This window comes from Nocardioides zeae (assembly GCF_030818655.1).
In the GTDB taxonomy this organism is placed as follows: domain Bacteria; phylum Actinomycetota; class Actinomycetes; order Propionibacteriales; family Nocardioidaceae; genus Nocardioides; species Nocardioides zeae_A.
Genome location: NZ_JAUTAN010000001.1, coordinates 1,482,041 through 1,508,217, shown reverse-complemented (window position 1 = coordinate 1,508,217; position 26,177 = coordinate 1,482,041). Strand labels below are relative to the sequence as shown.

Sequence of the window (26,177 nt, the reverse complement as noted above, 5' to 3'; positions counted from 1 at the left end):
CCCTAACGTGTCCGCCGTGGAAGAGACGGACCGGAAGATCCTCGCCCTCCTGGCCCAGGACGGCCGGATGTCCTTCACCGACCTCGGGCGGGCGACGGGGCTGTCCACCTCGGCGGTCCACCAGCGGGTCAAGCGCCTCGAGCAGCGCGGGGTCATCAAGGGGTACGGCGCGACCGTCGACTACGAGCAGCTCGGTCAGCCGCTGACGGCCTTCATCTCGATCCGGCCCATCGACCCCTCGCAGCCCGACGACTCCCCGGAGCGCCTGCGCGGCATCGGCGAGATCGAGTCGTGCTGGTCGGTGGCGGGGGAGGAGTCCTACATCCTCAAGGTGCGCACGGCGACCCCTGCCGAGCTGGAGGTCCTCCTGGCCCGCGTGCGGGCGGCCGCGAACGTCTCGACGCGCACCACCATCGTGCTGACGACCTTCTACGAGAACCGCACGGTGTCCTGACGGACCACGCCCGACGCGGTCTCAGACCGGGAGCGACGCCGCCACCTGGGCCCGCCACCACTCCTGGCCCTCGACGGGCAGCGTGTGGATCGGGTCGTAGTAGGAGTAGTGCCGCTCCAGCGCCTCGGGGTCGTCCTGCTCCAGCGTCGTGCGGTAGTTCTTCGTCCAGCCGCTGATGCCCCGCACCTCGTCGTACGACGCGACCTGGTGCACCCAGCGCTTGCCCACGAACGGCACGTCGCAGACGATGCGCGGCGTGGCGAAGCCCGGCAGGTAGCCCATGATCGCCGACTGGAGCCGCTGCGCGTCCGCGACGGAGACCCGCCAGTGCTCGGCGAACGGGATCATGTCGCACATGTAGAAGTAGTAGGGCGTGATGCCGGCCCCGTCGAGCAGCCGGAAGCAGAGGTCGAGCAGCGCGTGGGGATCGGCGTTGACGCCGTCGAGGAGCACGCCCTGGTTGCGCACGTCCCGCAGGCCCGCGTCGAGCATCGCCCGCGTGGCCTCGGCGACGAGGGGCGTCACGGATGCCGCGTGGTTCGCGTGGGTGTGCATCGCCAGCGCGACGCCCCGGTCCCGCGCCGTACGGGCGACGCGCTCGACGCCGGCGCGCACGTCGTCGCCCAGCCAGTGCTGCGGCATCCCCACGAGCGCCTTCGTCGCGAGCCGGATGTCCCGCACGTTCTCGATCTCGAGCAGGGCCGCCAGGAACGCCTCGAGCCGGGGCCAGGGGAGGTTGGCCACGTCGCCGCCGGAGACGACGACGTCACGCACCGACGGCGTACGGCGCAGGTAGTCCAGCATGTCCTCGAGCCGGTCCGCGGGCTTGGCCGCGAACTTCAGCTTGGTGATCGTCGGCGTGGAGTTGCCGACCAGGTCCATGCGGGTGCAGTGCCCGCAGTACTGGGGGCAGGTCGGCACGACCTCCGCCAGCACCTTCGTGGGATAGCGGTGCGTCAGGCCCTCCGTCGCCCACATGTCGTGCTCGTGGAGGGAGTCGCGGCTCGCCTGCGGGTGGGAGGGCCAGTCGGCCCGGCGGTCCGAGAACACGGGCAGCATGTAGTGCCGCACGGGGTCGCGCAGCCAGGCCTCCGTCAACGAGCCCGGACCGGCGGGCGCCACGTCCGGCGCGATCGTGTTCACCATCTGCGGCGGCAGGAGCATCGACATCGTGGCCCGCTCGGCCTGGTCGCGCTCGAGGTCGGTGAAGAACGACGCGTCGAGCAGGTCGCCGACGAGCTCCCGCAGCTGCTTCACGTTCTTCACGCAGTGCACCCGCTGCCACTGCGCGGAGCGCCACTCCGCCTCGGTCACGTCCCGCCAGCCGGGAAAGCGTCGCCAGTCCGGCTCGACCAGCGCGGCGCGCCGGTAGGGGTACGGCTGCCCGGTCGCCAGGGTGATCGAGGTGTCGACGCTCATGGCACTCCTTCGGTGGTGGGCGACGTGAGCGCGGATCTCGCGGCGTCGCGTCGGCGCGGACGATTGCCCGCGTGGCGTGAACCATGCCACAGTAGGTGGAGGTTCTGCGTCATGTCGACACCGCGACCGCAAATCCTTCGGTCGAGGGCAGCCCAGAGGAGAAGGAATGACCGTTCCCGTCGTGCAGGCTCCGGTCGAGAGCGAGGTGAGCGCCGGGACCGCCGATCCGGTCGGCGTCCACCGCGTGCTCGACCGCCCGCTGGTGCTGCCGCAGGCCGCGCACCGGCTCGACGCCCGCGCCGACCTCTGGTCCGACGAGGTGCGCCTGCGGGTGGAGCGCCTCAACCTCGACGCGGCGTCCTACCGCCAGCTGCGCGAGCAGCACACCGCCGACGGGCAGGACGGCCGGGGCGTCCTCGACGTCGCCGCCCTCCGCGCCACGGTGCTCGCCATCGTGGGGGAGCGCGGGAAGATGCAGAACCCGGTCACCGGGTCCGGCGGCATGCTGCTCGGCACGGTCGAGGAGGTCGGGCCCGACTCGCCCCTCGGCCTCGCCGTCGGCGACCGCGTCGCCACCCTCGTCTCGCTGAGCCTCACCCCGCTGACCCTGACCGACGGGCTCGAGCGGTGGGACGGCGCCGGCGAGCAGGTGCCGACCGCGGGCCACGCCATCCTCTTCGGCCGGTCGGTCGTGGCGCGCCTGCCCGCGGACCTGCCGGCCGCCCTGGCGCTCTCGGTGCTCGACGTCTGCGGTGCGCCGGCCCTCACCCGGCGGATGGTGGAGCAGCACCTCGCACGGCACGGCGCCCCGCCGGTCGTGGCGGTCGTGGGCGGCGCGGGCAAGTCCGGCTCGCTTTCCCTGGCCGCCGCCCGCGAGTCCGGGGCGGGGCGCACCATCGGCGTCGTCCCGCACGCCGCGGAGCAGCAGGCGCTGGAGGCGAGCGGTCTCGCGGACGCCGTCGTCGTCGCCGACGCACGCGACCCCCTCGCCCTCCGGGACGCGGTGACGTCCGGCGGCGGGCCAGCCGACGTCACCGTCGTCTGCGTCGACGTCCCGGGATGCGAGGGGGGTGCCGTGCTCGCCACCGCCGACGGCGGCACCGTCGTCTTCTTCTCGATGGCGACGTCCTTCACCGCCGCCGCCCTGGGCGCGGAGGGCCTCGCCGCCGACGTCACGATGCTCATCGGCAACGGCTACGTGCCGGGACACGCGGCGTACGCCCTCGACCTCGTGCGCCGCCACCCCGCGGCGCGCGCCCTCGTCGAGGCCCGCGGGGGCCACCGGTGACCGGCAAGCTGGGCCTCCCCGAGGAGACCGTACGGCGCGCCCGGGCCTTCGCCGCGCGCGTCGGCGCACCGGTGGTCGAGCTCGCGAGGGCGCACACGACCGTGGCGGTCGAGCGGGCCACGCTGCGTCTCGCCGGCCTGGCCGGCGCGGACCCCGACGGCACGCCCTGGGCGAACCTCCTCCTCGACGCGGTGCAGGCCGACCTCGGCGACGACGCGCTCCCGCACGGGGTCGCGCTGCCCGTGTGGGACGCCCTCGTGCGCGGGGAGGCGGACGACGTGGGCGTGCTGGCGCAGAAGGCGGCGGCGGGCTCCGTGCGCTTCCGGCTGCCGACCGGACCCGAGGCGGCGCGGGCACGGGCGGCCGCGCGCCAGCAGGTCGGCCGCGGCCTGGCGCGCGTCGACGCCCGCCGGGCCGAGCGCGACCACCTGCTGGCGACCATCGGCGACGCACCGCGCCAGCCGTGGATCTACCTCATCGTCGCCACGGGCGACATCCACGAGGACATCCCCCAGGCGCAGGCCGCCGCGCGCGAGGGCGCCGACGTCATCGCCGTCATCCGGAGCACCGGCCAGAGCCTGCTCGACTACGTCCCCGAGGGCGCCACGCGGGAGGGCTTCGCGGGCACCTACGCGACGCAGGAGAACTTCCGGCTCATGCGCGCCGCGCTCGACGAGACCAGCCGGGAGCTGGGCCGCTACGTGCGGCTGACGAACTACGCGAGCGGGCTGTGCATGCCGGAGATCGCGGTGCTGGCGGGCCTCGAGCGGCTCGACATGATGCTCAACGACTCCATGTACGGGATCCTCTTCCGCGACATCAACCCGGTGCGCACCTTCGTGGACCAGCGCTTCAGCCGCCAGGTCCACGCCCGGGCCGGCATCGTGATCAACACCGGTGAGGACAACTACCTGACGACGGCCGACGCGATCGAGGCCGCGCACACGGTGACGACGAGCCAGCTGCTCAACGAGTACTTCGCCCGGGAGGCCGGGCTCTCCGACGACCTGCTGGGCCTCGGCCACGCGTTCGAGATCGACCCGGCGGTGCCGGACTCGTTCCGGCTCGAGCTGGCGCACGCCCTGCTCGCACGCGAGCTGTTCCCCGACGCGCCGCTCAAGTGGATGCCCCCCACGCGGCACATGACGGGCGACGTGTTCCGGGGATACCTGCTCGACGGGTTCTTCAACCTCGCGGGCGCGCTCACCGGCCAGGGGATCCTCCTCGTCGGCATGATGACCGAGGCCGTCGTCACCCCGTTCCTCTCCGACCGCGACCTCGCGCTGCAGAACGTCCGGTACGTGATGGAGGCCGCCGGCCGGCTGCACGAGGACTTCCACCCGGCGCCCGACGGCGTCATCGTGCGGCGCGCGCACCAGGTGCTCGACGAGTCCATCGACCTCATGGAGCGCATCTGCGACCACGAGCACGGGCTGCTCGACGCCATCGCCGACGGCACGTTCGGTCTCATGCGGCGACCGGCCGACGGCGGCCGGGGGCTCGACGGCGTCGCCGAGCGGGCCGCGGACTACCACAACCCCGCCACCGAGCTGCTCGAGGAGGAACCCGCATGACGCAGCTGTCCGCCCCTGTCCCCGCCGCCCCTGTCCCCGCCGCCCCCGTCCCCGCCGCACCTGCCCCGGGCGCGGCTCCCGCACGGGAGGGCCGCCTCGTGCGTCCCTACGGCGACACCACGGGTGACGGCATGGTGCAGGTCTCCTTCACCCTGCCGCTGCCCCACGACAAGGTCGCCGAGGGAGCCGCCGAGCAGCTGGCCCGGAAGATGGGCATGGATCCCGCGATGGTGGTGCACGCCAAGCCCATGGGGCCCGACTTCACCTTCTTCGTGGTCTACGGCAAGGTCCGCCACCTCGTCGACACCGGCGCCGTCGAGGTCGTCGAGCGTGACTACCCGCTGCTCGGGTCGAAGGAGGTCGACCTGGCGATCCGCGAGCGCCTGCGCCGTCGCCTCGTCGTCGTCGGCGCCTGCATCGGCACCGACGCCCACACGGTGGGCATCGACGCCATCCTCAACATCAAGGGCTTCGCGGGGGAGAAGGGCCTGGAGTACCACCGTGAGATCAAGGTGGTGAACCTCGGCGCCCAGGTCGCGGTGCCACGCCTCGTCGAGGTCGCCCTCGCCGAGCAGGCCGACGCGGTGCTCGTGTCGCAGGTGGTCACCCAGCGCGACGCCCACCTGCTCAACACCCGTGAGATGTCGGCGGCGTTCCGCGAGGCGTGTGCTCCCGAGCGGCGGCCCCTCCTCGTCGTCGGCGGTCCCCGCTTCGACGAGCGGATGGCGGACGAGCTCGGTGTCGACCGCATCTTCGCCCGCGGCACGACCCCGGCCGAGGTGGCGAGCTACCTGGTCCACCACGTGCGGAGCGCGGCGTGAGCGGCCGGGTCGACGCGGTCGCGGGGGAGGACCCCCGGGTCGGCACCCTCGTCGTCCACCGGCGCTACGTCGACCACGGCCACGCCCACTACGCCGGAGGCCTCGTCGACGGTGCGTTCGGGCTCGCGTTGTTCGGCGACGTGGCCACGGAGATGTGCATCCGCACCGACGGGGACGAGGGGCTCTTCGCGGGCTACGCCGACGTGCGCTTCCACGCCCCGGTGCGGGCCGGCGACGTCGTCGAGGTGCGCGCCGAGCTCGTGCGGGTCGGCCGACGCTCGCGAGATCTCGACCTCGTGCTGAGCGTCGTCGCGCGCGGCGAGCCGACGGCCGAGCGGCCGGGGGCGAGCCGGCCCGTGGACCCGCCGCTCGTCGCGACCACGGCCCGGGGCACGGTCGTCGTGCCCGGCCCCGACCCCGCCTGACCGACAGTGGTCGGAGGGTTAGCGCATCTGTGCGGCGTGTCGTGGCACGACACGCCGATCGCCCGGAAATTCGTCCGCTGAACTGCGAGCCCAGCGCATGCTCGCTGACCTGCGATGACACCTCGTCGTCGCAGGTCAGCCCCAGGTTGACACCACCCGTCGGTCACCGGGAGGCTGGCCCGCGTTCACCTGAGCAGCACGCGCGTGGGGTCCTGGAGCGCGAGCGGGTGGGCCGACGGGTCGCGCACCACTTCCCGGTCGGTCCGCACGGTCACCAGGGAGCTGCACCGTGGTGGTGGATGCGGAGGGGGTCCGCGGTCCGTAGACAACTTCGTGAGCCTGGCATCCGGTCGGGACCACGTCGGTCCGAAGGCCGTGGCGACCCCCTCCGTCCTGCTGGAACCCCCGGCGAGCCCCGCGATGGGCCCCGGTCGCGATGCCCACCGGTGCGTCCCCTGGGCTACGTTCTCCTCGTGGTCGTCTCCTTCCGCCGTCGCGCGGGTCTCGCCGCGGTCGCGGGCGCCGTGACGACCTGCATGTTCGCCCCGGTCGGCCTGGTCCTGGCCGGACCGCTCGCCCTCCTCGGCCTCACGCTCGCGCTCCGCGGCGTACGCCTGCCGGCCGCGGCGGCGCTCGGCGTGGTCTTCGGCGGCGTGTTCTCCTTCTCCCTGCTCTGGTGGATGCGGGCGGTCGGGACCGACGCCTGGATCGCGCTGTCGCTCATCGAGACGGCGTACTTCCTCCTCCTCGGTCCCGTCGTGGCCCTGGTGCAGCGCCTGCCCGGCTGGCCGGTCTGGGTGGCCGCCGCCTGGGTCTCCTACGAGGAGCTGCGGGCCGGGTGGCCCTTCGGTGGCTTCCCGTGGGGCCGGCTGGCGTTCGGCGTCATGGACACGGGCTTCGCGCCGCTCCTGCCCTACGTCGGCACCGCCGGCGTCGGGTTCGTCGTGGCCCTGCTCGGCACCCTGACGGCCTGGGTGGTCGTGCGGGTGGCGGAGCTGCGCCGTACCGGCCGGACCGCCGCCCTGCGGGACCGACGGGTCGTCGGGGGACTGGTCGCGCCGTACCTCGCCGTCGGCGCCGTCGTGCTGCTCGCCGCGGTGCGCCCCTACGAGGTGCCGCAGGACGGGGAGGTCGTCGAGGTCGCCGCCGTGCAGGGCGACGTGCCGGGCGCCGGGGACGACGTGGTGCCGGTGCACCGCGAGGTGACGCAGAACCACGTCGACACGACCATCGAGCTCGGTGCCGCCGTCGACGCCGGGGAGGAGCCGGAGCCGCGGTTCGTCGTCTGGCCCGAGAACTCCACGGCCGTCGACCCCTTCCTCGACGGCCGCACCCGCACCGAGATCGACGCCGCGGTGTCCGCGGTGGGCGTGCCGGTGGTCGTGGGCGGCATGGTCGACGCGGTCGACGACGAGCAGGTCCTCAACCAGGGCATCGTGTGGGACCCGACGACCGGTCCGGGGGACCGCTACGCCAAACGCCACCCCGTGCCCTTCGGCGAGTACATCCCGTTCCGCAACGCCTGGTTCACCTCGGTGGTCGAGGACTTCGACCTCATCCCCCGCGACATGCTCTCCGGCCAGCGCACCACACCGCTCGACGTCGCCGGAGTGGAGGTGGGCAACGCGATCTGCTTCGACGTCGCCTACGACGACGGGTTCCGCGCGCAGGTCGGTGCGGGCGCCGAGATGCTCATCGTGCAGACGAGCAACGCGATGTTCATCCGCACCCACCAGGTGGACCAGCAGTTCGAGATGACGCGGATGCGGGCGCTGGAGTCGGGCAAGTACCTCGTCGTGGCCGCCATCAACGGCGTCAGCGGGATCATCCGCCCCGACGGCTCGGTCGCCGGCACCATCGACCGGCGCACCCAGGGTGTCGTCGCCGGCGAGGTCGTGCTCAACGACGCGGTCACGCCGGCGATGCGGTACGGCGCGGGGATCGCGCTCGTGCTCGGTGCCACCACGGTCCTCGCCGCCCTGGGTGGGCTGCTCCGGGGCCGGATCCGGCGACGTAGCATGACGCCTTCCGGCGGACAGGACCCCGCCGGCGAGGCCCCGGACGAGCGGGCCGACGCGCACGACGCCGCGGGGGCGGGTCCCGCGACGACCACGAGGGAGAGAGTCGGATGACCAACGGCGGTCTCGGGCGAGGAGTCATCGTCGTCCCCACCTACAACGAGGCGCTCAACATCGAGCGGATCGTCGGTCGGTTGCGCGCCGCGCAGCCCCGACCTCGACGTCCTCGTCGTGGACGACGGCTCCCCGGACGGCACCGGACGCCTGGCCGACGAGCTGGCCGCGGCCGACCCCGCCGTCACCGTGGTGCACCGCACGGCCAAGGAGGGCCTCGGCGCGGCGTACCTGCACGGCTTCGCCGTGGCGCTCGAGCGCGGCTACGACGTGATCGGTGAGATGGACGCCGACGGCTCCCACCAGCCGGAGCAGCTGGGCCGCCTGCTCGGGGCGCTGGAGAGCGCGGACCTCGTCATCGGCTCCCGCTGGGTGCCGGGCGGCTCCGTCGTCAACTGGCCGCGGTCGCGGATGCTGCTGTCGCGCGGCGGCAACCTCTACGTCCGGCTGCTGCTGGGGATGAAGGTGCGCGACGCGACGGCCGGCTACCGCCTCTTCCGGCGCACGACGCTCGAGAAGATCGACCTCGCCTCGGTGGAGTCGACGGGCTACGTGTTCCAGACCGACCTGACCTGGCGCACCGTGAAGAACGGCCTGCGGGTCGTCGAGGTGCCCATCGAGTTCGTCGAGCGCGAGCGCGGCGACTCCAAGATGACGGGCTCCGTGGCTTCCGAGTCGCTGTCCCGCATCACCCGCTGGGGCCTGCGCGAGCGTCGCAGCCAGCTGCGCCGCTTCCGCGACCGTCGCCGCGCGTCGTGAGCCACCCCCTGGGGGCCGGGCCCGACCCCGCCCACGGACCCGGTCCGGCGGCGGGGCAGGACCTGCCGCCCGGCACCGTGCGACGGGCGCGCCTGCGGGCCCTGAGGCTCACGCTCCCGCTGCTGGTCGGCGTCGTCGTCGAGGTCGGTGCGTTCCTGCTGGTGGCCGACCTCGTCGGGGTGCCCCTCGCCGTGCTCCTCGTGCTCGGCTCGACCGTGCTCGGCTTCGTCATGCTCGCCCGCGCGGGGCGTCGCTCCTGGCAGGCGGCGATGGCCGCGACGCGCGAGGGCCGCCCGCCCGCGGACGAGCTGCTCGACGGCGTCCTCGTCTTCGTCGGTGCCGTGCTGCTGATCCTGCCGGGACTCGTCAACGGGCTCGTCGGGCTGCTGCTCGTGCTCGGACGGCGTCTCGTACGCACGCCCGTGCGGGCCCTGCTGATGCGACGAGCCCGTCGGTACGGCGTACCGACGGGCTCGTGGCCCACCACCGGGCCCGGCCGGAGGCCGGACGGTCGTGGGGACGTCGTGCAGGGCGAGGTCGTCGAGGACTGATCCGCGACGCCCGCCGGGGGCTCAGCCCTTGCGGGTGCGGTGCAGGTGCGCCGGGCCGATCTCGCCGCCGCGCAGCAGCTCGAGACGCTCGGTGAGGATCTCCTCGAGCTCGGTCTCGGAGCGGCGCTCCAGCAGCATGTCCCAGTGCGTGCGGGCCGGCTTCTCGGCCTTCTCCTCCGGCAGGATGCCGGCGGTGCTCAGGCCCTCGGACCCGCAGCGCGGGCACTCCCACACCGCGGGGATGTCCGCCTCGACCGACATCGTGATCTCGAACTCGTGGCCCTGCTTGCAGCGGTACCCGACCTGCTGGCGGGCGGCGAACTCGATGCCGCGCTCGTCCTCGAAGCTCTGACCCCCCAGTCGTGCCCCTCGCAGCGTGCGCTCAGCCATGCGGCACCTCCACCTCTCCGGTCCTCGTTCGGGGTGACGCATTGCTGCGCCAAGTTGTCAACGGTACTGGCCGCGCGACGATTCCCGAAACTCGCCGCGGACCGGCGCCCCGCCGGCCGGGACCGTCTCAGGCCGTCGGGCGCGGCTGCCCCGGCTCGGGTGCCCGGACCGGCAGCAGCAGGAGCAGCCCGGCGAGAAGCACGACCAGGATCCCGAGGATCCCGGCGTACTGCACGTCGTCCGCGGACCGCCCCGTGACCCCGGCGGCGATGGTGAGCGCCAGGGCCCACGCGGTGGGGGCGAGGAAGCTGGCGGCGCGGCCCGTGGTGGCGTAGAGGCCGAAGACCTGGCCCTCGCGGCCCTCGGGGATGAGGCGGGCGAGGAGCGACCGCGAGGCCGACTGGGCGGGGCCGACGAAGATGCAGAGCACGAGGCCGAAGATCCAGAAGACGGTGCTCCCCCCGTCGTGCAGCACGAACAGCACGAGCCCGGCGACGCACATCGCGGACAGCGACCCCACGATGACCCGCTTGGGACCGATGCGGTCATCCAGCAGCCCGAACAGGATCGTGGCGATGCCCGCGACGACGTTCGCGGCGACGCCGAAGATGATGACGCCGCCGGCGGAGAACCCGAAGCTGCCGGCCGCCAGCACGGCGCCGAACGTGAACACGCCCGCGAGGCCGTCGCGGAAGACGGCGGAGGCACCGAGGAAGTAGACGGTGTTGCGGTCGGAGCGCCACAGGTCGGCGACCGTCGCGAAGAGGTGCCGGTACGACGCGACGATCCCCGTCCGGGGGCCGGCGACCCGCTCGGAGGCGCCCCGGGGGGCGTCGCGGATCGTCAGGATCACGGGGAGGGAGAAGACAGCGGTCCAGATGGCGCAGGCCAGCATGGTCACCCGGACGTCGAGGCCGTCCTCGCCGGTGACGCCGAACAGCCCGACCTCGGGGTTGATGAACCCGAAGTAGACGAACAGCAGCAGCACGATGCCGCCGAGGTAGCCCAGGCCCCAGCCCAGGCCTGAGATGCGCCCGACGGTCGCCGGGGTCGAGATCTCGTTGAGCATCGCGTTGTAGTTGACCGAGGCGAGCTCGAAGAAGACGTTGCCCGCGGCGAGCAGGAGGAGGCCGAGCCACAACATGCTGGGCTCGGGCGTCACGAGGAACATGAGGGCGGACGCGACCACGACGACGCCGGTGTGGACCGCGAGCCAGAACGTGCGGCGGCCCGAGCGGTCGGCGCGCTGGCCGGTCAGCGGGGCCAGCAGGGCGATGAGCAGGCCCGCCGCGGCGAGCGCCCACCCCAGCTTGGTGTCGACGCCGGAGCCGAAGAGCGGCTCGCCCGCGTCGTCCTCCGCCGTGAGGTACACGGTGAAGACGAAGGTCGTGATCACGGCGTTGAAGGCCGCCGACCCCCAGTCCCACAGGCCCCAGGCGGCGACGGGCCAGCGGCGACCCGCGTAGGGGCTGCTCACCGCAGGTGCCTCGGTGGTGGTCATCGGTCCTCCTCGCCGGGCCACGCGCCACGCTCCTCGAGCACGGCACGCAGCAGGTCGGTGCGGTCGGTCATGAGGCCGTCGACCCCCAGGTCGAGCAGCCGTCGCATCTCCGCGGGCTCGTCGACGGTCCACACGTGCACGTGGAGCCCGGCGGCATGGGCGCGACGGAGGAGACGGGGCGTGACGACGGGGAGCACGCGGCGTACCGGCACCTGCAGCGCGGCCGGACGGCCCGGCGTGGCCCAGCGGGCGAGCCGGGCGGGCAGGGCGAGATAGGCCAGGATCTCGCCGCGGTGGGCGGCCGTCGGCACCCGCCGCTGCGTGCGACGGCGGAACTCCGCGATGCGCCGGCGGGCGAAGGAGCCGACGAGCACGCGGTCCCAGAGGTCGTGCTCGGCGACGAACGCGGCGAGGGCCGCGGGGGAGCGGTCGCACTTGAGGTCGATGTTGAAGCGCACCGTGGGGAAGCGCTCGACGAGCTCGGCGAGCAGCGGCACGCGCCCGCCGGCCCCGACGTGCAGGGCGGCCACCTCGGCGGCGGTGAGCTCGCCGATCGACCCCGTCGTGCCGGTGACGCGGTCGAGCATCGTGTCGTGGAACGCCACGAGCTCGCCGTCCGCCGTCACCTGCACGTCGGTCTCGAGGTAGCCGTAGCCGAGCTCGACCGCGTGCTCGAAGGCGCGCAGCGTGTTCTCGAGACCGCGCAGGTCGGGGTGCTCGGCGCCGCCTCGGTGGGCGAACGCGAGGGGACGGGCGCGGTGCTCGCCGTGGGGTCCGTCGAGATAGGCGTACCCCGTGGCCGGCCGCGACGCTGAGGGGCTCACGGCGTCACCCTAGACCGGGCGGACCGCGCGGTGGGGCACACCGGCGGTCTTCGCCCGGTCGTCGGGGGATCAGATGTCGCGGAACGTCTCGATGGTGGCGCCGAGCTGGTTGAGCCGCTCGGCCAGGTCCTCGTAGCCACGGTGGATGACGTACGTCGAGCGCAGCACCGACGTGCCCTTCGACGCGAGCATCGCCAGCAGGATCACGACCGCCGGACGCAGCGCCGGCGGGCAGATCAGCTCGGCGCCCGAGAAGTGCGTCGGGCCCTCGACCAGCACGCGGTGCGGGTCGAGCAGCTTCACGTTGCCGCCGAGCTTGGTGAGCTCCGTCAGGTAGATGGCGCGGTTCTCGTAGACCCAGTCGTGCAGCATCGTCTGGCCGTTCGCCACCGCACCGATGACCGCGAAGAAGGGCAGGTTGTCGATGTTGAGGCCCGGGAACGGCATGGGGTGGACCTTGTCGCGGGGGGCCTGCAGCTCCGAGGGGTGGGTCGTGAGGTCCACCAGCCGCGTGTGGCCGTTGAGCGCGACGTACTCCTCGGAGCGGTCGTAGCGCAGGCCCATGCCCTCGAGCGTGGCCAGCTCGACCTCGAGGAACTCGATGGGCACGCGACGGATGGTGATCTCCGACTCCGTGACGATGGCGGCCGCGAGCAGCGACATCGCCTCGATCGGGTCCTCGCTCGGTGCGTAGTCGACGTCGACGTCGATGCGCTCGCGACCCGTGACCGTCAGCGTCGTCGTCCCGATGCCCTCGACGTCCACGCCCAGCTTCTGCAGGTAGAAGCACAGGTCCTGGACCATGTAGTTGGACGACGCGTTGCGGATGACCGTCGTGCCCGGGTGCAGGGCCGCCGCCATCAGGGCGTTCTCCGTGACCGTGTCGCCGCGCTCGGTGAGCACGATCGGCTTCGCCGGACCGATGCCCCGGCCGACCGCCGCGTGGTAGGCCCCGTCGGTCGCCTTCACCTCGAGCCCGAAGTGGTGCAGCGCCGTCATGTGCGGCTCGACGGTGCGCTCGCCGAGGTTGCAGCCGCCGGCGTAGGGCAGCTCGAACTCCTCGAGCCGGTGCAGCAGCGGGCCGAGGAACATGATGATCGACCGGGTGCGGCGTGCCGCCGCGGCGTCGATGTTCGAGAGGTCGAGCTGCTCCGGCGGCACGATCTCGAGGTCGTTGTCGGCGTTGAGCCAGCGCGTGCGCACACCCAGGCTCTCGAGCACCTCGAGCAGGCGGTTGACCTCCTCGATGCGCGCGACCTTCCGCAGCGTCGTGCGGCCCCGGTTGAGGAGGCTGGCGCAGAGCAGCGCGACGCCGGCGTTCTTCGAGGTCTTCACGTCGATGCTGCCCGAGAGCGTCGTCGGCCCGGTCACCCGCAGGTGGGTGGGGCCGGAGCCGATCGCGACGATCTCGGAGTCGAGCGCGGCGCCGATGCGCGCCACCATCTCGAGCGAGAGGTTCTGGTGGCCGCGCTCGATGCGGTTGATCGCGCTCTGCGAGGTGGCGAGGAGGTCGGCGAGCTGCGCCTGGGTGAGCCCGCGGTGGATGCGGGCGTCGCGGATGAGCTTGCCGATACGACGCTTGTAGTCCGCCGCGTCGGCGAGCTCGGTCGTCGGGGTGACAGTCATGCCCACCAAGGTATCTCAGATATGAGATAAGGCAATTCCCTGTCGGTACGGCGTGTCCCCGGCCCCGACGACCCTCCCGTCAGCGCCGCAGCACCTTGCGCGCCAGGACGTTGCCGATGAGCTGGCCGAGCTGCACGATCACGACGATGATGAGGACCGTCGCCCAGGTCACGACCGGGTCGAACTGCCGGAAGCCGTAGCGGAGGGCGAAGCTGCCCAGGCCGCCGCCGCCCACCACGCCGGCGATGGCGGAGGCGTCCACGATGGCCACGAACGCGAAGGTGTAGCCGAGGATCAGCGACCCGAGGCCCTCCGGCAGCAGCACGGTGAACACGACGCGCGCCCGGCTCGCCCCCATCGCCCGCGCCGCCTCGACGACGCCGGGGTCGACGGAGAACAGGTTCTGCTCGACCACGCGGCTGATGAAGAACCCGGCCGCGAGGGCGAGCGCGAAGATCGCCGCCTCGATGCCGAACCCCGTGCCGACGACCACCCGGGCGAGGGGCTGGGCCGCACCGATGAAGATCACGAACGGGATCGGGCGGAAGAAGTTGACGAGGAAGTTGAGCACGACGAAGACGGGACGGTTGGCGTAGAGCCCGCCCGCGCGCGTCGTGTAGAGCGCCAGGCCGATCAGCGTGCCGAGCAGCACGCCGAAGAACAGCGCGATGGCGACCGTGCCGAGGGTCTGGCCGAAGGCCTCCCAGAGGTCCGGCCCGAGCTCGAAGAGCCGGGTGTCACCCATCAGTGCACCTCCTGCACGTCGGCGTGGGCGGCGACGGCGGCGAGCGCCGCGTCCACCTCCGCCGGGTCGCCCTCGAGCGACAGGGTCAGGTTGCCGAACGTGCGGCCCTGGATCTCCTCGATGCCGCCGTAGACCAGCTCGAAGGCGATCCCGCGGCGTACGAACTCGGAGAAGACCGCGGACTGCCCGCCGCCGGACTCGCGGAGCGCCACGGTCACGAACCGTCCCGCGTGGCGCTCGCGGAGCGCCGCGAGCGTGCGCTCGTCGGGCGTGCCGTCGACGAGCGTGGAGACGAAGCGGCGGGTGGCCGCGTGGCGGGGCGACGAGAAGACGTCGTAGACCGGGCCCTGCTCGATGATCCGGCCGGCCTCCATGACCGCGACGCGGTGGGCGATCGTGCGGATCACCTCCATCTCGTGGGTGATGAGGACGATCGTGATGCCGAGCTCCTCGTTGACCCGGCGGAGGAGCGCCAGCACCTCCTGGGTCGTCTCCGGGTCGAGCGCGCTCGTCGACTCGTCGGCGAGCAGGAGGCTCGGCGACGTCGCGAGGGCACGCGCGATGCCGACGCGCTGCTTCTGGCCGCCCGACAGCTGGTCTGGGTAGTGCCCGGCCTTGTCGACGAGGCCCACGAAGGACAGCAGCTCCGCGATCCGCGCGTGCCGCTCGGCCTTGGGCACGCCGGCGACCTGCAGCGGGTAGGCCACGTTGTGGTAGACGGTGCGCGACGAGAACAGGTTGAACTGCTGGAAGATCATCCCGATGTCGAGCCGCGCCTTGCGCAGCTGCTTCTCGGGCAGGCCGGTGATCGTGGTGCCGCCGACCACGATGGTGCCCTCGGTGGCCACCTCGAGGGCGTTCACGAGGCGCACGAGCGTCGACTTGCCGGCGCCGGAGTAGCCGACGATGCCGAAGATCTCGCCCTTCTCGATGTCGAGGTCGACGCCGTCGATCGCGACCACCGGCTCACCGCCGCGCTTGCTGGGCGGGAACACCTTCCGGACCCCACGGAGCTCCACGAGCGCCATCGATCCTCCTCCTTGTCTCGGTCTGCACACCAAGGGTGGGACAGGACCGTGGTCCTGCCCCACCCGTCTCAGCTGAGCGGTGCGTCAGCTGTTGGCCTCGGTCTCCTCGACCGTCTCCCGCAGGGACTGCTCGAGGTCGGCCTGGGGGATCTTGACGAACTCGGCGGTGCCGCCGGCGGCCTCCTGCACGCCGTCGAGGACCGACTGCGTGTCCTGGTAGATCTCGACGAGCTTGAGGTAGTCCGCGTTGTCCTTGTCCTCGCCGCGCACGGCGAAGATGTTGACGTAGGGGATCGCGTTGGGGTCGGCCGGGTCGTCCTCGGCGATCGCGTCTTCGGGGGTGAGCCCGGACGGCTCGAGGAAGTCGTTGTTGATGACCGCCGCGGCGATGTCGCCGAGGGAGCTGGCCGTGAGGTCGGCCGCCGCCTCGGTCACGGTGACGCGGGAGGCGTCCTCGTCGACGTCGGAGAGGTCGGAGAAGATCGAGCCGCCGTCCTGGAGCTCGATGAGCCCGGCGGACTGCAGGATGAGCAGGGCGCGGGCCCGGTTGCTCGGGTCGTCCGGCACGACGATCTCCGCACCGTCCGGGATGTCCTCGACGCTGTCGTACTGCGTCGAGTAGAGGCCGAGGGGGTAGATCGCCGTCGACCCGATCGGGACGATGTCCGAGCCGCTGGACGCGACGTACTCACCCAGGAACACGATGTGCTGGAACTGGTTGATGTCGATGGCGCCCTCGTCGAGCGCGGGGTTCGGCAGGGTGTACTCGTCGTAGTTGACGATCTCGACGTCGAGGCCCTCGTCCGCAGCGGCCTCGACGAAGGTGTCCCAGTAGGGGTCGGAGTCGTCGACGACACCGATCCGGATCGTGTCGCCGTCGGCGTCGTCGCGGATGAAGAGGAAGTAGGCCCCGACGGCGAGCAGGAGCACCAGCACGACGGCGATCGCCGTGTACAGGGGCGTGCGCGACTTCGGCGCCTCGAGGATCTGGTCGGACATGCTCAGCCTTTCGCACGGTGGTGCAGGATGGTCGTCGCGGGTGCGCTCGATCGATGCGCCCCGCGTGGACCACGAAGGCTAAAGACCAGTAACACCACCGACACAATTGTCTTACGTGTCGGTTGCGTCACGTGGTCGTCGTCGGGAGCCCGTATCATCCGCCGGATGGACGAGCGCGAGACCTTGACCTGGGAGACCTACGGCGTCGCGGTGAGGGAGCTCGCGCAGCAGGTGGCCGATGCGGGCTTCGTGCCCGACGTCGTGCTCGGCATCGCGCGCGGGGGACTCATCCCGGCCGGCTCCATCGCCTACGCGCTGGACTGCAAGAACCTCTTCACGATGAACGTGGAGTTCTACACCGGCGTGGGCACCACCCTCGACGTACCGACGATGCTGCCGCCGTACCTCGACGCCTCCGAGCTCGACGACACCCGCGTGCTCATCGTGGACGACGTGGCCGACTCCGGGCGGACGCTGGAGATGGTCGACGCCTTCGTCCGCGGGCACGTGGCGGAGGCCCGCACGGCGGTGATCTACGAGAAGCCGCGCTCCGTCGTGAAGGGCGACTTCGTGTGGAAGCACACCGACCGGTGGATCAACTTCCCCTGGTCGACGTTGCCCCCGATCACCGACCGCTCCGGCGTGCGCGACGCCTGACGGCGACCGCGGCGCACCTCCGGCGAGGAGGTACGCCGCGGTCGGTGCGTCACGCCGGGACGCGCTCCGGGAAGAGGCCGCGGAGCATGTCGGCGAACGACACGACGCCGAGGAGGCCGTCCGTGTCCTGCACGACGGCGAGCTGCGCGCTCGCCTGACGCATCTCGGCCAGTGCGGCGAGCACGGTGACGTCCGGCGCGAGCGTGTGCACCGGACGCACCATCGGCGCCAACGGGGCGGCGCGGTCCTCCGTCAGCGTGTCGCGGACGTGGACGAGCCCGGTCGGGGCGTCGGGGGAGCCCACGAGGATCCGCAGGTGCCCCGTCGTGCGGCTCGCGTCCTGCACGTCACCGACCGTGGCGTGCTCCGGTACGGCGACGGGTCGCCTCGGCTGCACCAGCTCGCGCACCTGCACGTGACCGAGGTCGAGGGCGCCCGAGAGCTGGACCGAGTAGCTGGCGTCGAGGGCCCCGACGTTCGCCGAGTGCTGCACGAGCTGGCGCAGGGTGTCGGGGTCCGTGCCCGCACCCAGCTCGTCCACCGGGTCCACGCCGACCCGGCGCAGGCACCAGTTGGCGCCGTTGTTGAGGGCGTGGATCGCCGGTCGGGTCAGCCACATGAAGCCCCGCATCGGCAGGGCCAGGAGCGTCGCCGAGCGCTCGGGGTGGGCGATGGCCCACGACTTCGGCGCCATCTCGCCCACCACGAGGTGGATGAAGGTGACGACGACGAGCGCCAGCACGAAGCCGGCGACGTCGGCCAGCCACAGTGCGACACCCCACGACTCGAACAGCGGGGTCAGCCAGTGGTGCACGGCCGGCTTGGTGATGGCACCGAGCGCCAGCACGCAGAGCGTGATGCCGAGCTGCGAGCCCGCGAGCAGGACCGAGAGCTCCGAGGCGCTGCGGAGGGCTGCGCGACCGGCACGGCTCGTGGCCGCGGCGTCCTCGAGACGGTGCTTCTTGGCGCCGATGAGGGCGAACTCGATGGCCACGAAGAACGCGCTGGCCGCGATGATCACGACCGTCGCCACGAGGACGACGACAGGGTTCTCCATCATGCCTCCACCTCCGTGCGGGAGCCGCTCGTGCCGGGGCCGTCGGGGCCGTCCGTGCGCATCGGGTCTCCGCCGTCGTCCTCGTCGTCATCGGTCGCCTCGACCACCTGCACGTGCAGGGAGGACGGGACGTACTGCTCGATCTCGAGCACCTCGACCGCCAGGTGGCGCACGACGGGCTCGTCGCTGCCGGCCAGGTCGCCGGGGTCGTCGGGCAGGCGCACGAGCAGGGACGTGCCCGGCTCGGGGAGCGCACCGTGCTCGGCGATGACCAGGCCCGCGAGGGTCTCGAAGTCACCGGTCGGCAGGTCGTGCTCGATCACCCGCTCGACCTCGTCGACGGGCAGGTCGCCGCGCATCTCCCACCCGCCGCGGACGGCGTCGACGCTGAACTCCGGCTCGGCCGGCTCGTCGTGCTCGTCGCGGATCTCGCCGACGATCTCCTCGACGAGGTCCTCGATCGTGACGATGCCGGCGAGGCCGCCGTACTCGTCGACGACACAGGCCATCTGCTCCTTGGCCTCCGCGATGGTGCGGAGGGCGTCGGGCATGGCCATGAGCTCGGGCAGCACGATCGGCGGCCGCAGGGCCGTCGTGACCGGCTTGGACCACGGGTCGTCCCCGTCCAGGGCGCCGAGGTCGAGCAGGTCGACCAGGTGGACGATGCCGAGGATCTCGTCGTCCTCGCCGAGCACGGGGTAGCGCGAGTGGCCGGTGCGCATGAGCTCGCGGACCTCGCCGAGCGTCGCGTCGGAGTCCACGGAGTCCACGCGGCTGCGGGGGACCATCGCGTGCTCCACGTCGTGCTGCGGGAAGTCGAGGACGCGGTCGAGCAGCACCGACATCTCGGCGGTGAGCTCACCGGACGCGCGCGACTCGGCCACGATGTGCTCGAGGTCGCGGGCCGTCGCCGAGCTCTCCACGTCGTGCACGGGCTCGATCTTCAGCGCGCGCAGCAGCAGGTTGGACGACTGGTCGAAGAACCAGATGAGCCATCCCGTGATGGCGAGGTAGCCCAGCGTCGAGCGGGACAGCCAGCGAGCCACGGGCTCGGGGCGGGCGATCGCCAGGTTCTTGGGGAAGAGCTCGCCGAACAGCATCTGCACGACGGTCGCGAAGGCCAGGGCGAGCAGGGTGCCGATCGTGACGCCCAGGGCGGTCGGCACGCCACCCAGCGCGAGCAGGTCGCCGAAGGCGGACCCGATGAGGGGCTCGGCGACGTAGCCGACCAGGAGGCCGGTCACGGTGATGCCGAGCTGGGCGCCGGAGAGCATGAAGGAGGTGCGGCCCGTCACCTTGAGCGTGCGGGCGGCGGTCGTGTCCCCGGCCTCGGCCTTGGCGCGCAAGGTCGAGCGGTCGACCGCCATGTAGGCGAACTCCTGCGCCACGAAGTAGCCGGTCGCCGCCGTGATCAGCAGCACGACGACCACCCCGAGCAGGAGCGAGAGCAAGATGGTCACCTGCCGCGCACCTCCCCTCGAGCGGGAGAGCGGCGTGCGTGCGCGCGCCGGGTGTGGGGTCTACAGGGTTCGTCTGTCGGCCCGGTCAAGTCCTGTCCTCGTGTCGATCTGGTGCCGACGGGTGTCGGCTCGAGACGTTCAACGACGGGTGCGCGCCGGAGGTTCCCGCGACACGCCAGGAGTGTCGGTGCTCGCGCCTAGCGTGCCTCCATGGACACGGACACGGACACGGACACCGACACCGCCACGACCGGCGAGCGGGCGGACCTCCTGGAGGCCCTCCGCAAGCACCGCGACCTCTTCCTGCGTGCCCTCGACGGCATCGCGGACGACCAGGCGCGCCTGACGCCCACGGTCAGCTCCCTCAACCTCGGCGGCCTCGTGAAGCACGTGACCGCGACGGTGGGGGAGTGGAACCGCTTCGTCGAGCACGGCCCCGAGGAGCAGGCAGCCATCGACTGGGAGCACATCGACTGGTCCGATCCGCCGGCGGAGGTGCTGGCGTACCACCAGCAGTTCGTGCTGCTGCCGGACGAGACGCTGGAGGGGGTGCTGGGTGAGTACGCGGCGGCGGCCGCCGCGACCGAGGCCCTGGTGACCTCCGTCGACCTCGACGCCACCCAGCCGCTGCCGGAGGCGCCGTGGTTCGCGCCGGGGGAGCGGTGGAGCGCGCGGCGCACCTTCCTCCACGTGCTCGCCGAGACGGCGCAGCACGCGGGCCACGCGGACATCATCCGGGAGTCGATCGACGGGGCGAAGACGATGGGCTGATCCGCCGGGGCCTGCTCTACTGGGGCTCATGCGGATGATCGGGATGATCGGCGGGATGAGCTGGGAGTCGACGGCGGAGTACTACCGCCTCGCCAACGAGCTGGTGCGGGAGCGGCGGGGCGGTTTCCACTCGGCGCGCGTCGTGCTCACCTCCGTCGACTTCGCCGACGTCGAACGTCTGCAGATGGCCGGCGACTGGGAGGCCGCGGGGGAGCTGCTCGCCGTCGAGGCCCGGCGCCTCAGCGCGGCCGGCGCCGACCTCGTGGTCCTGTGCACCAACACCATGCACAAGGTCGCCGACGTCGTCGCGGCGGCCATCGACGTGCCGTTCCTCCACCTCGCCGACACCACCGCCGACGCGGTGCGCGAGGCCGGCGTGCGGCGCGTGGGCCTGCTCGGCACGCGCTTCACGATGGAGCAGGCGTTCTACCGCGACCGGCTGGCGGACCACGGGCTCGAGGTGCTCGTGCCCGACGAGGCCGGCCGCGACGTCGTGCACCGGGTGATCTACGACGAGCTCGTGCACGGGGTGGTCCGGCCGGAGTCGCGCGCGGCGTACGTCGCGGTGATGGCGGGTCTCGTCGAGCGCGGAGCCGAGGGCATCGTGCTCGGGTGCACCGAGATCGAGCTGCTGGTGGGCGCCGCGGACACGACCGTGCCCGTCTTCCCCACGACGCGCCTGCACGTCGAGGCCGCCGTCGCGGCAGCGCTGGGGGAGTAGGGCCGCGCGTCGAGTTGTCACGTACGCCGCGGCTCATGCGTCGAGGTGGGTCGTACTGCGCGGCGGGTGCGTCGAGTTGGGTCGTACGCCGCGGCGGGTGCGTCGAGTTGGGTCGTACGCCGCGGCGGGTGCGTCGAGTTGCATGAAGCGCGCGAGCTGGTCGCGCCGAGTTGTCACGTACGCCGCGGCGCGGGCGGGGAGGCGTCGCCGCGTAGGTGACAACTCGGCGCCGACCTCGGAATGGTCATCCACAGATCACCACGCAGAGGTGGCGTTCGCACACGTGTTCGATTAAAGTGGGATCATGGATCGGGGGACCCAGCACGCGGCGACTGCGTTGATCGACGCGGTCCGCGAGCGCACGACGGCGGCTCGCGTGGCGGAGGCGGCTGCGTTCGTCGCGGTGGGTGACTGGGCTTCTGCGCACACCTCGGACGAGGTGGTGGGTGACCCGATCACGGTGCTGGGCGAGTGGCACGACGAGTCCCATGCCGAGACGCTGGCGGGCGACCACTTCCTCGAGCTCGGTGGTCCCGGGGCACCGGTGGTGGCGGAGTTCTGCATCGGCGAGGTCGCGGCCGCCCGTGGGTGCTCGTTCGACGCCGCACGCCGGCTGGTCGGTGACGCGTTAGAGCTGCGCTACCGGCTCCCACGCGTGCACGCCCGTGTCGCGGCCGGTGAGGTCGATGTCTGGCGCGGACGCCGCATCGCGCAGAGCACGCGGACGCTGACCTTCGACGCGGCGGGGTTCGTGGATCGCCACATCGCGTACGTCGCGGCCAAGGCCACCGGTCCCGAGGTCGATCGACTGGTGGCCGAGGCGGCAGCCCGGTTCGACCCCGAGACCACCGAGGCCGAACGGGCCGAGGCCGACGGAGAGCGCCATCTGACGATCGAGCTGGGCGACGTCGCCTTCGCGGACCCGTTGACCGGGACACTGCGCGGCACCGTCGATGTCCACGGGACGCTGGACCTGGCTGATGCGCTCGACCTGGAACGCACCGTCGCGCACGTGGCCCGGCAGCTGGTCGACCTGGGCTGCGATCAGGCCCTCGACGTACGCCGCTCCATCGCCCTCGGTGAGATCGCGCGGCGCTGCAACGGCGTGGCGACGTTGGAGTACGACGAGGACCAGCCACCCACGCAGGCGCGGACTCGCCGCGAGGTGGTGCTGTTCGTGCACCTCGACGAGGCCGCGATCACCGGCACCCTCAACGGATTCGGTCCCGGGATCGACGCCTGCACCGGCAGGACCGGTATCGACCTCGCACGCCTCGACACCCCCGGCGCGCCTCGCGGCGCCGTCACGGTCGAGCAGGTCCAGGCCTGGTGCGCCGCACCGGACACCACCGTCGTCGTCAAGCCGGTCATCGACCTCAATACCGAGGACGCCGTGAACGGCTACACCCCACCCGACCGGATCGCCGACCACGTCAGGGCCCGCTGGCCGCGCTGCGTCTTCCCCTTCTGCACCCGCAGCTCACGCACCGCGGACCTCGACCACTGCGACGCCTTCGACCAGCACGGTCCAGCCGGCCAGACCTCCACGGCCAATCTGTTCCCGCTCTGCCGACGCCACCACCGCTTGAAGACCCACCGTGAGATGAGAACCGGGAGACGCTGGACCTACCGGCCCACCCACCCGGACGACGGTGAACCACCGAATGCCCTCATCTGGACCAGCCCGATGGGCCTCACCTACCTCGTCGACCGCGACGGCACCCGACCCTGGCCACCACCACGACCAGCGCCAGAACCAAGCGACGAGACCTGAGCCGCAGCACCGCCAGCCCGACCGCCAGCCCGACCGCCAGCCCGACCGCCAGCCCGGCGGCCGGGCTGCGGAGCGTGCCCACCACAGCAACTTCACAGCGTCCGTCGACCCCGTCCACGGGAAGCAGGACGAGGCTGGCGGTGTTCATCCCGCACCACGTCCCTGTCCGGAGGTTCCCATGTCGGTGTCACCCGTCTCCCGTTCGCGTCGCCGTCTGGTCGGCCTCGCTCCTGCCGCGGCGGCGATCGCCGTGCTGGTCGCCGGTGGCGTCGGTGTCCTCCTGGCCGGCCCCGAGCACATGGCCGAGGTCGCCGGTGTCGTCGCCCTGCTGACCCTCGCCGGTGCGGCCGCTGCCGTCACGTCGTTGTCGCTGATGGCTCGTCGTCGCCTGGCGGAGCTGCAGCACCTGCCCGACCTGGGGCGCCGTTTCGTCACCCACCACGAGCACGGTCGCGTGACGCGGGTGACGGAGGGCCAGGGCCACCTGGTGGTGCACCTCGCGAGCGAGCAGGTGCAGACGATCGTGCTCGACGAGGCCGGCGCACCCGACCACATGACGCCCGGAGCGGCCGAGACGTCGAGCTGGCGGATGTCGACCGCGCGGCTGTCGCCGCCGCAGGTGGCCGCACTCAAGGAGAAGCTGACGACCGGCGACGAGATCACGGTCGTGTCGTCCGGTGTCGTCGCCCTCACCGGGCCCGTCGAGAAGTCGTGGCGCCTGACGAGCAGCAACGGTCTGGTCGTCTCCTCGGGCCGCGCCTCCGGGTGATCGCGCGTCACGTCCTCGTCACGCTGCCGTGACGTGGATCGGGTCCTCTTGCTCCCGGACGCCCACCGGGGCGTCCGGGAGGGGAGACGCATGGACCTGACCGACCCGTCGCTGGTGGCTCGCCTGCTCGAGGTGGTCGAGCACGACGTCGTACCGCTGACGCGGGCGGGGGTCGAGGAGGGCAACAAGCTGTTCGGGGCCGCGATCCTGCGGCGGGAAGACCGTTCGCTGGTCCTCGCCGCCACGAACGCGGAGACCCGGAACCCGCTGTGGCACGGCGAGGTGCACGCCATCAAGCTCTTCCACGAGCTGCCGGCCTCCGACCGTCCGGATCCGGGTGACTGCTTGTTCCTCGCGACCCACGAGCCGTGCTCGTTGTGCCTCTCGGCGCTCGCGTGGTCGGGGTTCGCGGACGCGGCGTACCTCTTCAGCCACGCCGACTCCGCCGACGCCTTCGCGATCCCGCACGACATCGCGATCCTCAAGGCCGTCTACGCCGTGCCCGATCCCGACCGCGACGCGCCCGCGCCCGGCCGCGACCTCTACAACCGCAGCAGCCCGTTCCTCACCACGGCCGACCTCGCCGCAGCGGTGGCGACCTCCGACGACCCCGCCGCCGCGGACGCCGTGGTGCGCCTGCGGACGACGTACGACGCGCTCTCGGCGACCTACCAGCAGTCGAAGGGCGGAGCGGGCATCCCGCTCCCGTGACGACCAGAGCGCCGAACGTGCTCAGCCCAACGGCCGTCGCGCCACGGTGAGCACGTGGGTGACCGGCCAGGGGAGAGGCGCACCGGTCCCGGCGTCGGCGAGCTCGGCCACGGGGGAAAACCGATGCTCGGCCAGCCACTCGTTGCGCCAGGCCGCCGAGGTGGGGTCGAGGGTGAACCCGGCGTCCGTCAGCACGGTCCGCCAGTCGGCGAAGCTCAGCCCGCAGAACGACTCGTGGCACTCGCTGAGCCAGTTGTCGGCGTAGTCCTTCGTCGTGAGGAACTCCATGGCGTCGCCGAGCCGCAGCTGGTACGTCGCGGTGCCGTCGTCCGTCGGCAGCCGCTCCGCGGCGAACGCGGTCCCGGAGAGCCGGGGGAAGTCGTGCGCGAACTGCACGAGGCGCCCGGCGGTCGACAGGCACTCGACGTACGCCGCCACCTCGGCGGGTGCCAGGTCGTCCAGCTCGCGGTGGGGCTCGACGGGCGTGACGCCGTCGTCGGTCCGCAGGGTCAGCCGCACCAGCCGGTCCGGCTCGTCGGGACCGAGGACGTCGGAGTTCACCCAGACCCCGCCGATGCGCGTGTGCTCGTGGACGCGCCGGGCGAACGCCTCGACGTCGGCGCGACCCGCGCCGTACGAGAACACCTCGTGGGTGAGCGCCACGGTGACGGTGGAGTCGATCGAGGCGGCGGGCATCACCGGGCCGGAGAGGATGTTGGCGCGCACGAACCAGATGTTGGGGTTCGCGAAGACGCCGGTGGCCTTCTTGTGCTCGGCCTCGTCGAGCAACGGCCGCGCGATGTCGACGCCGAACAGGTCCGACTCGGCGAACCGCGGGTCGGCGGCGATGCGCTCCAGCAGCCCACCGGTGGCACAGCCGACGTCGACGACCCGACCGGGCTCGAGGAGCGGTCCGACCTGCTCAAACTTGCGGTCGGAGGCGGTCTCGAAGGACGCGGCGTAGGTGCGGTAGTCGCGCGTGGTCGTCAGGTCGCCCTCGCTGGAGACCACCGGGTCGGCGAAGAGGTCGGCCACGAGGCGGGGCACGTCGTACCGCTCGTAGAACGCCACCGTCTCCGGGTGCGCGATCAGCCGCCAGGACGCGTCGCCCTCGGCGAGCCGCTGCACGACCTCCCAGGGGCGCGCGGGCTGGTCCTCGGGCGCGGTCTCGACGGCGTCCTCGACGCCGACGACGGCGAAGCCGAGGGCTCGGTACGACGCGGCGACCGCCGGCGTCGAGCAGGCGACCAGGGTGTGCTCGGGCGACGGCGCCGGTCGGTGGCCCAGCGCCGTGGCGACGGTCGTCACGACGAGCTCGGCGAACCGGGGGTGCTGCGGCACGTCGGGCACCGGCACGACGAGGCTCGGCAACCCGGAGGCAACCGAGACGCGTTCCACGAGGGCCTCGCGGCGGTGGCCCGGCAGCGGGTTGCGTCGCGTCCAGGCGTGGTTGGCCGACGTGACCGGCCAGATGACGACCGCGTCGTCGGCCACGGCGATCGGCTGGTCGGATGCGTCCGTGACCTCACCGGCGAGCAGCCGGTGCAGGTACTCGACCTGGAACGCGGTGACCGCGTGGTGGCGGCCGGGGAACAGCACCTCGGAGTACGTCACGGCGCCACTGTGGCAGGTGCACGCCACTTCCCCGTCGCTACCTGACGTGTCACTGCGTATTACGGTGAAAGAACGTAGTACGAACCGTCTCCCCGCGCGACCACCGG

Annotated in this window: 25 protein-coding genes; 14 read left to right on the top strand and 11 right to left on the bottom strand. The window is 72.3% G+C overall.

Features of this window, described 5'->3' with window-relative positions; genetic code table 11:
• Positions 1 to 16: 16 nt before the first annotated feature.
• The gene (locus QE405_RS07190) at positions 17 to 454 is read left to right on the top strand and encodes an Lrp/AsnC family transcriptional regulator (RefSeq protein WP_307199518.1); all 438 of its coding nucleotides are present in this window, start codon (positions 17 to 19) and stop codon (positions 452 to 454) included.
• A 21-nt stretch (positions 455 to 475) separates the two neighbouring features.
• Here the strand turns inward: QE405_RS07190 and QE405_RS07185 are convergent, their stop codons facing one another.
• Positions 476 to 1,873, bottom strand: a complete 1,398-nt coding sequence (locus QE405_RS07185) for a KamA family radical SAM protein (protein WP_307199517.1) — start codon at positions 1,871 to 1,873, stop codon at positions 476 to 478.
• A 166-nt stretch (positions 1,874 to 2,039) separates the two neighbouring features.
• Here QE405_RS07185 and QE405_RS07180 point away from each other — a divergent pair, with 166 nt between their 5' ends.
• The 7 genes from QE405_RS07180 (at position 2,040) to QE405_RS07150 (ending at position 9,423) form a co-directional block, all read left to right on the top strand.
• Complete coding sequence (locus QE405_RS07180) at positions 2,040 to 3,161, top strand: L-erythro-3,5-diaminohexanoate dehydrogenase (protein ID WP_307199516.1); 1,122 nt, start codon at positions 2,040 to 2,042, stop codon at positions 3,159 to 3,161.
• Entirely contained in the window at positions 3,158 to 4,735 is a 1,578-nt protein-coding gene (locus QE405_RS07175; RefSeq protein ID WP_307199515.1) for a lysine 5,6-aminomutase subunit alpha, read from the top strand. The genes QE405_RS07180 and QE405_RS07175 overlap by 4 nt, the downstream gene beginning before the upstream one ends.
• On the top strand, positions 4,732 to 5,556 hold the full coding sequence (locus QE405_RS07170) for an OAM dimerization domain-containing protein (RefSeq protein WP_307199514.1): 825 nt from the start codon (positions 4,732 to 4,734) through the stop codon (positions 5,554 to 5,556). Before QE405_RS07175 ends, QE405_RS07170 begins: the two co-directional genes overlap by 4 nt.
• On the top strand, positions 5,553 to 5,981 hold the full coding sequence (locus tag QE405_RS07165; RefSeq protein WP_307199513.1) for a hotdog domain-containing protein: 429 nt from the start codon (positions 5,553 to 5,555) through the stop codon (positions 5,979 to 5,981). The genes QE405_RS07170 and QE405_RS07165 overlap by 4 nt, the downstream gene beginning before the upstream one ends.
• 473 nt (positions 5,982 to 6,454) lie before the next feature.
• A complete protein-coding gene (gene lnt, locus QE405_RS07160; protein ID WP_307199512.1) occupies positions 6,455 to 8,113 on the top strand; it encodes an apolipoprotein N-acyltransferase in 1,659 nt (552 codons plus the stop codon).
• 117 nt (positions 8,114 to 8,230) lie between these two features.
• Positions 8,231 to 8,872 (top strand): polyprenol monophosphomannose synthase, encoded by a 642-nt coding sequence (locus QE405_RS07155; RefSeq protein ID WP_307199511.1) that lies wholly within the window; start codon positions 8,231 to 8,233, stop codon positions 8,870 to 8,872.
• Entirely contained in the window at positions 8,869 to 9,423 is a 555-nt protein-coding gene (locus QE405_RS07150) for an FxsA family protein (RefSeq protein ID WP_307199510.1), read from the top strand. The genes QE405_RS07155 and QE405_RS07150 overlap by 4 nt, the downstream gene beginning before the upstream one ends.
• Positions 9,424 to 9,444: 21 nt before the next feature.
• Here the strand turns inward: QE405_RS07150 and QE405_RS07145 are convergent, their stop codons facing one another.
• The 7 genes from QE405_RS07145 to QE405_RS07115 all read right to left on the bottom strand — a co-directional run bounded on the left by QE405_RS07145 (position 9,445) and on the right by QE405_RS07115 (position 16,536).
• On the bottom strand, positions 9,445 to 9,813 hold the full coding sequence (locus QE405_RS07145) for an RNA polymerase-binding protein RbpA (RefSeq protein WP_163771969.1): 369 nt from the start codon (positions 9,811 to 9,813) through the stop codon (positions 9,445 to 9,447).
• 127 nt (positions 9,814 to 9,940) lie between these two features.
• Complete coding sequence (locus tag QE405_RS07140; RefSeq protein ID WP_307199509.1) at positions 9,941 to 11,314, bottom strand: MFS transporter; 1,374 nt, start codon at positions 11,312 to 11,314, stop codon at positions 9,941 to 9,943.
• Positions 11,311 to 12,138, bottom strand: a complete 828-nt coding sequence (locus QE405_RS07135) for a glycerophosphodiester phosphodiesterase family protein (protein WP_307199508.1) — start codon at positions 12,136 to 12,138, stop codon at positions 11,311 to 11,313. Before QE405_RS07135 ends, QE405_RS07140 begins: the two co-directional genes overlap by 4 nt.
• A 69-nt stretch (positions 12,139 to 12,207) precedes the next feature.
• Positions 12,208 to 13,764: a helix-turn-helix domain-containing protein gene (locus tag QE405_RS07130; protein WP_307199507.1), complete on the bottom strand. Its 1,557-nt coding sequence runs from the start codon at positions 13,762 to 13,764 to the stop codon at positions 12,208 to 12,210.
• A gap of 79 nt (positions 13,765 to 13,843) precedes the next feature.
• Positions 13,844 to 14,509, bottom strand: a complete 666-nt coding sequence (locus QE405_RS07125; RefSeq protein WP_307199506.1) for a methionine ABC transporter permease — start codon at positions 14,507 to 14,509, stop codon at positions 13,844 to 13,846.
• Complete coding sequence (locus tag QE405_RS07120) at positions 14,509 to 15,537, bottom strand: methionine ABC transporter ATP-binding protein (protein ID WP_307199505.1); 1,029 nt, start codon at positions 15,535 to 15,537, stop codon at positions 14,509 to 14,511. Before QE405_RS07120 ends, QE405_RS07125 begins: the two co-directional genes overlap by 1 nt.
• An 84-nt stretch (positions 15,538 to 15,621) precedes the next feature.
• Positions 15,622 to 16,536, bottom strand: coding sequence for a MetQ/NlpA family ABC transporter substrate-binding protein (locus tag QE405_RS07115; RefSeq protein WP_307199504.1), 915 nt, complete (start codon positions 16,534 to 16,536; stop codon positions 15,622 to 15,624).
• A 165-nt stretch (positions 16,537 to 16,701) separates the two neighbouring features.
• Here QE405_RS07115 and QE405_RS07110 point away from each other — a divergent pair, with 165 nt between their 5' ends.
• Positions 16,702 to 17,193, top strand: a complete 492-nt coding sequence (locus QE405_RS07110) for a phosphoribosyltransferase (RefSeq protein ID WP_307199503.1) — start codon at positions 16,702 to 16,704, stop codon at positions 17,191 to 17,193.
• 49 nt (positions 17,194 to 17,242) lie between these two features.
• On the opposite strand, the gene QE405_RS07105 is transcribed toward QE405_RS07110, so the two are convergent.
• Together QE405_RS07105 and QE405_RS07100 are read right to left on the bottom strand one after the other, a co-directional pair.
• The gene (locus QE405_RS07105; RefSeq protein ID WP_307199502.1) at positions 17,243 to 18,253 is read right to left on the bottom strand and encodes a hemolysin family protein; all 1,011 of its coding nucleotides are present in this window, start codon (positions 18,251 to 18,253) and stop codon (positions 17,243 to 17,245) included.
• The gene (locus tag QE405_RS07100; RefSeq protein ID WP_307199501.1) at positions 18,250 to 19,710 is read right to left on the bottom strand and encodes a hemolysin family protein; all 1,461 of its coding nucleotides are present in this window, start codon (positions 19,708 to 19,710) and stop codon (positions 18,250 to 18,252) included. Before QE405_RS07100 ends, QE405_RS07105 begins: the two co-directional genes overlap by 4 nt.
• Positions 19,711 to 19,920: 210 nt before the next feature.
• On the opposite strand from QE405_RS07100, the gene QE405_RS07095 reads away from it, so the two are divergent.
• The 5 genes from QE405_RS07095 (at position 19,921) to QE405_RS07075 (ending at position 24,456) form a co-directional block, all read left to right on the top strand.
• Complete coding sequence (locus QE405_RS07095) at positions 19,921 to 20,481, top strand: DinB family protein (protein WP_307199500.1); 561 nt, start codon at positions 19,921 to 19,923, stop codon at positions 20,479 to 20,481.
• A 28-nt stretch (positions 20,482 to 20,509) separates the two neighbouring features.
• Positions 20,510 to 21,202, top strand: coding sequence for an aspartate/glutamate racemase family protein (locus QE405_RS07090; RefSeq protein ID WP_307199499.1), 693 nt, complete (start codon positions 20,510 to 20,512; stop codon positions 21,200 to 21,202).
• Between the two features lie 304 nt (positions 21,203 to 21,506).
• The gene (locus QE405_RS07085; RefSeq protein WP_307199498.1) at positions 21,507 to 22,976 is read left to right on the top strand and encodes an HNH endonuclease signature motif containing protein; all 1,470 of its coding nucleotides are present in this window, start codon (positions 21,507 to 21,509) and stop codon (positions 22,974 to 22,976) included.
• Between the two features lie 178 nt (positions 22,977 to 23,154).
• A complete protein-coding gene (locus QE405_RS07080; RefSeq protein WP_307199497.1) occupies positions 23,155 to 23,745 on the top strand; it encodes a hypothetical protein in 591 nt (196 codons plus the stop codon).
• Positions 23,746 to 23,835: 90 nt separating this feature from the next.
• Positions 23,836 to 24,456: a nucleoside deaminase gene (locus QE405_RS07075; RefSeq protein ID WP_307199496.1), complete on the top strand. Its 621-nt coding sequence runs from the start codon at positions 23,836 to 23,838 to the stop codon at positions 24,454 to 24,456.
• Between the two features lie 21 nt (positions 24,457 to 24,477).
• Here QE405_RS07075 and QE405_RS07070 read toward each other — a convergent pair whose 3' ends face one another.
• Positions 24,478 to 26,070, bottom strand: a complete 1,593-nt coding sequence (locus QE405_RS07070; protein WP_307199495.1) for a methyltransferase domain-containing protein — start codon at positions 26,068 to 26,070, stop codon at positions 24,478 to 24,480.
• Positions 26,071 to 26,177 lie beyond the last annotated feature (107 nt).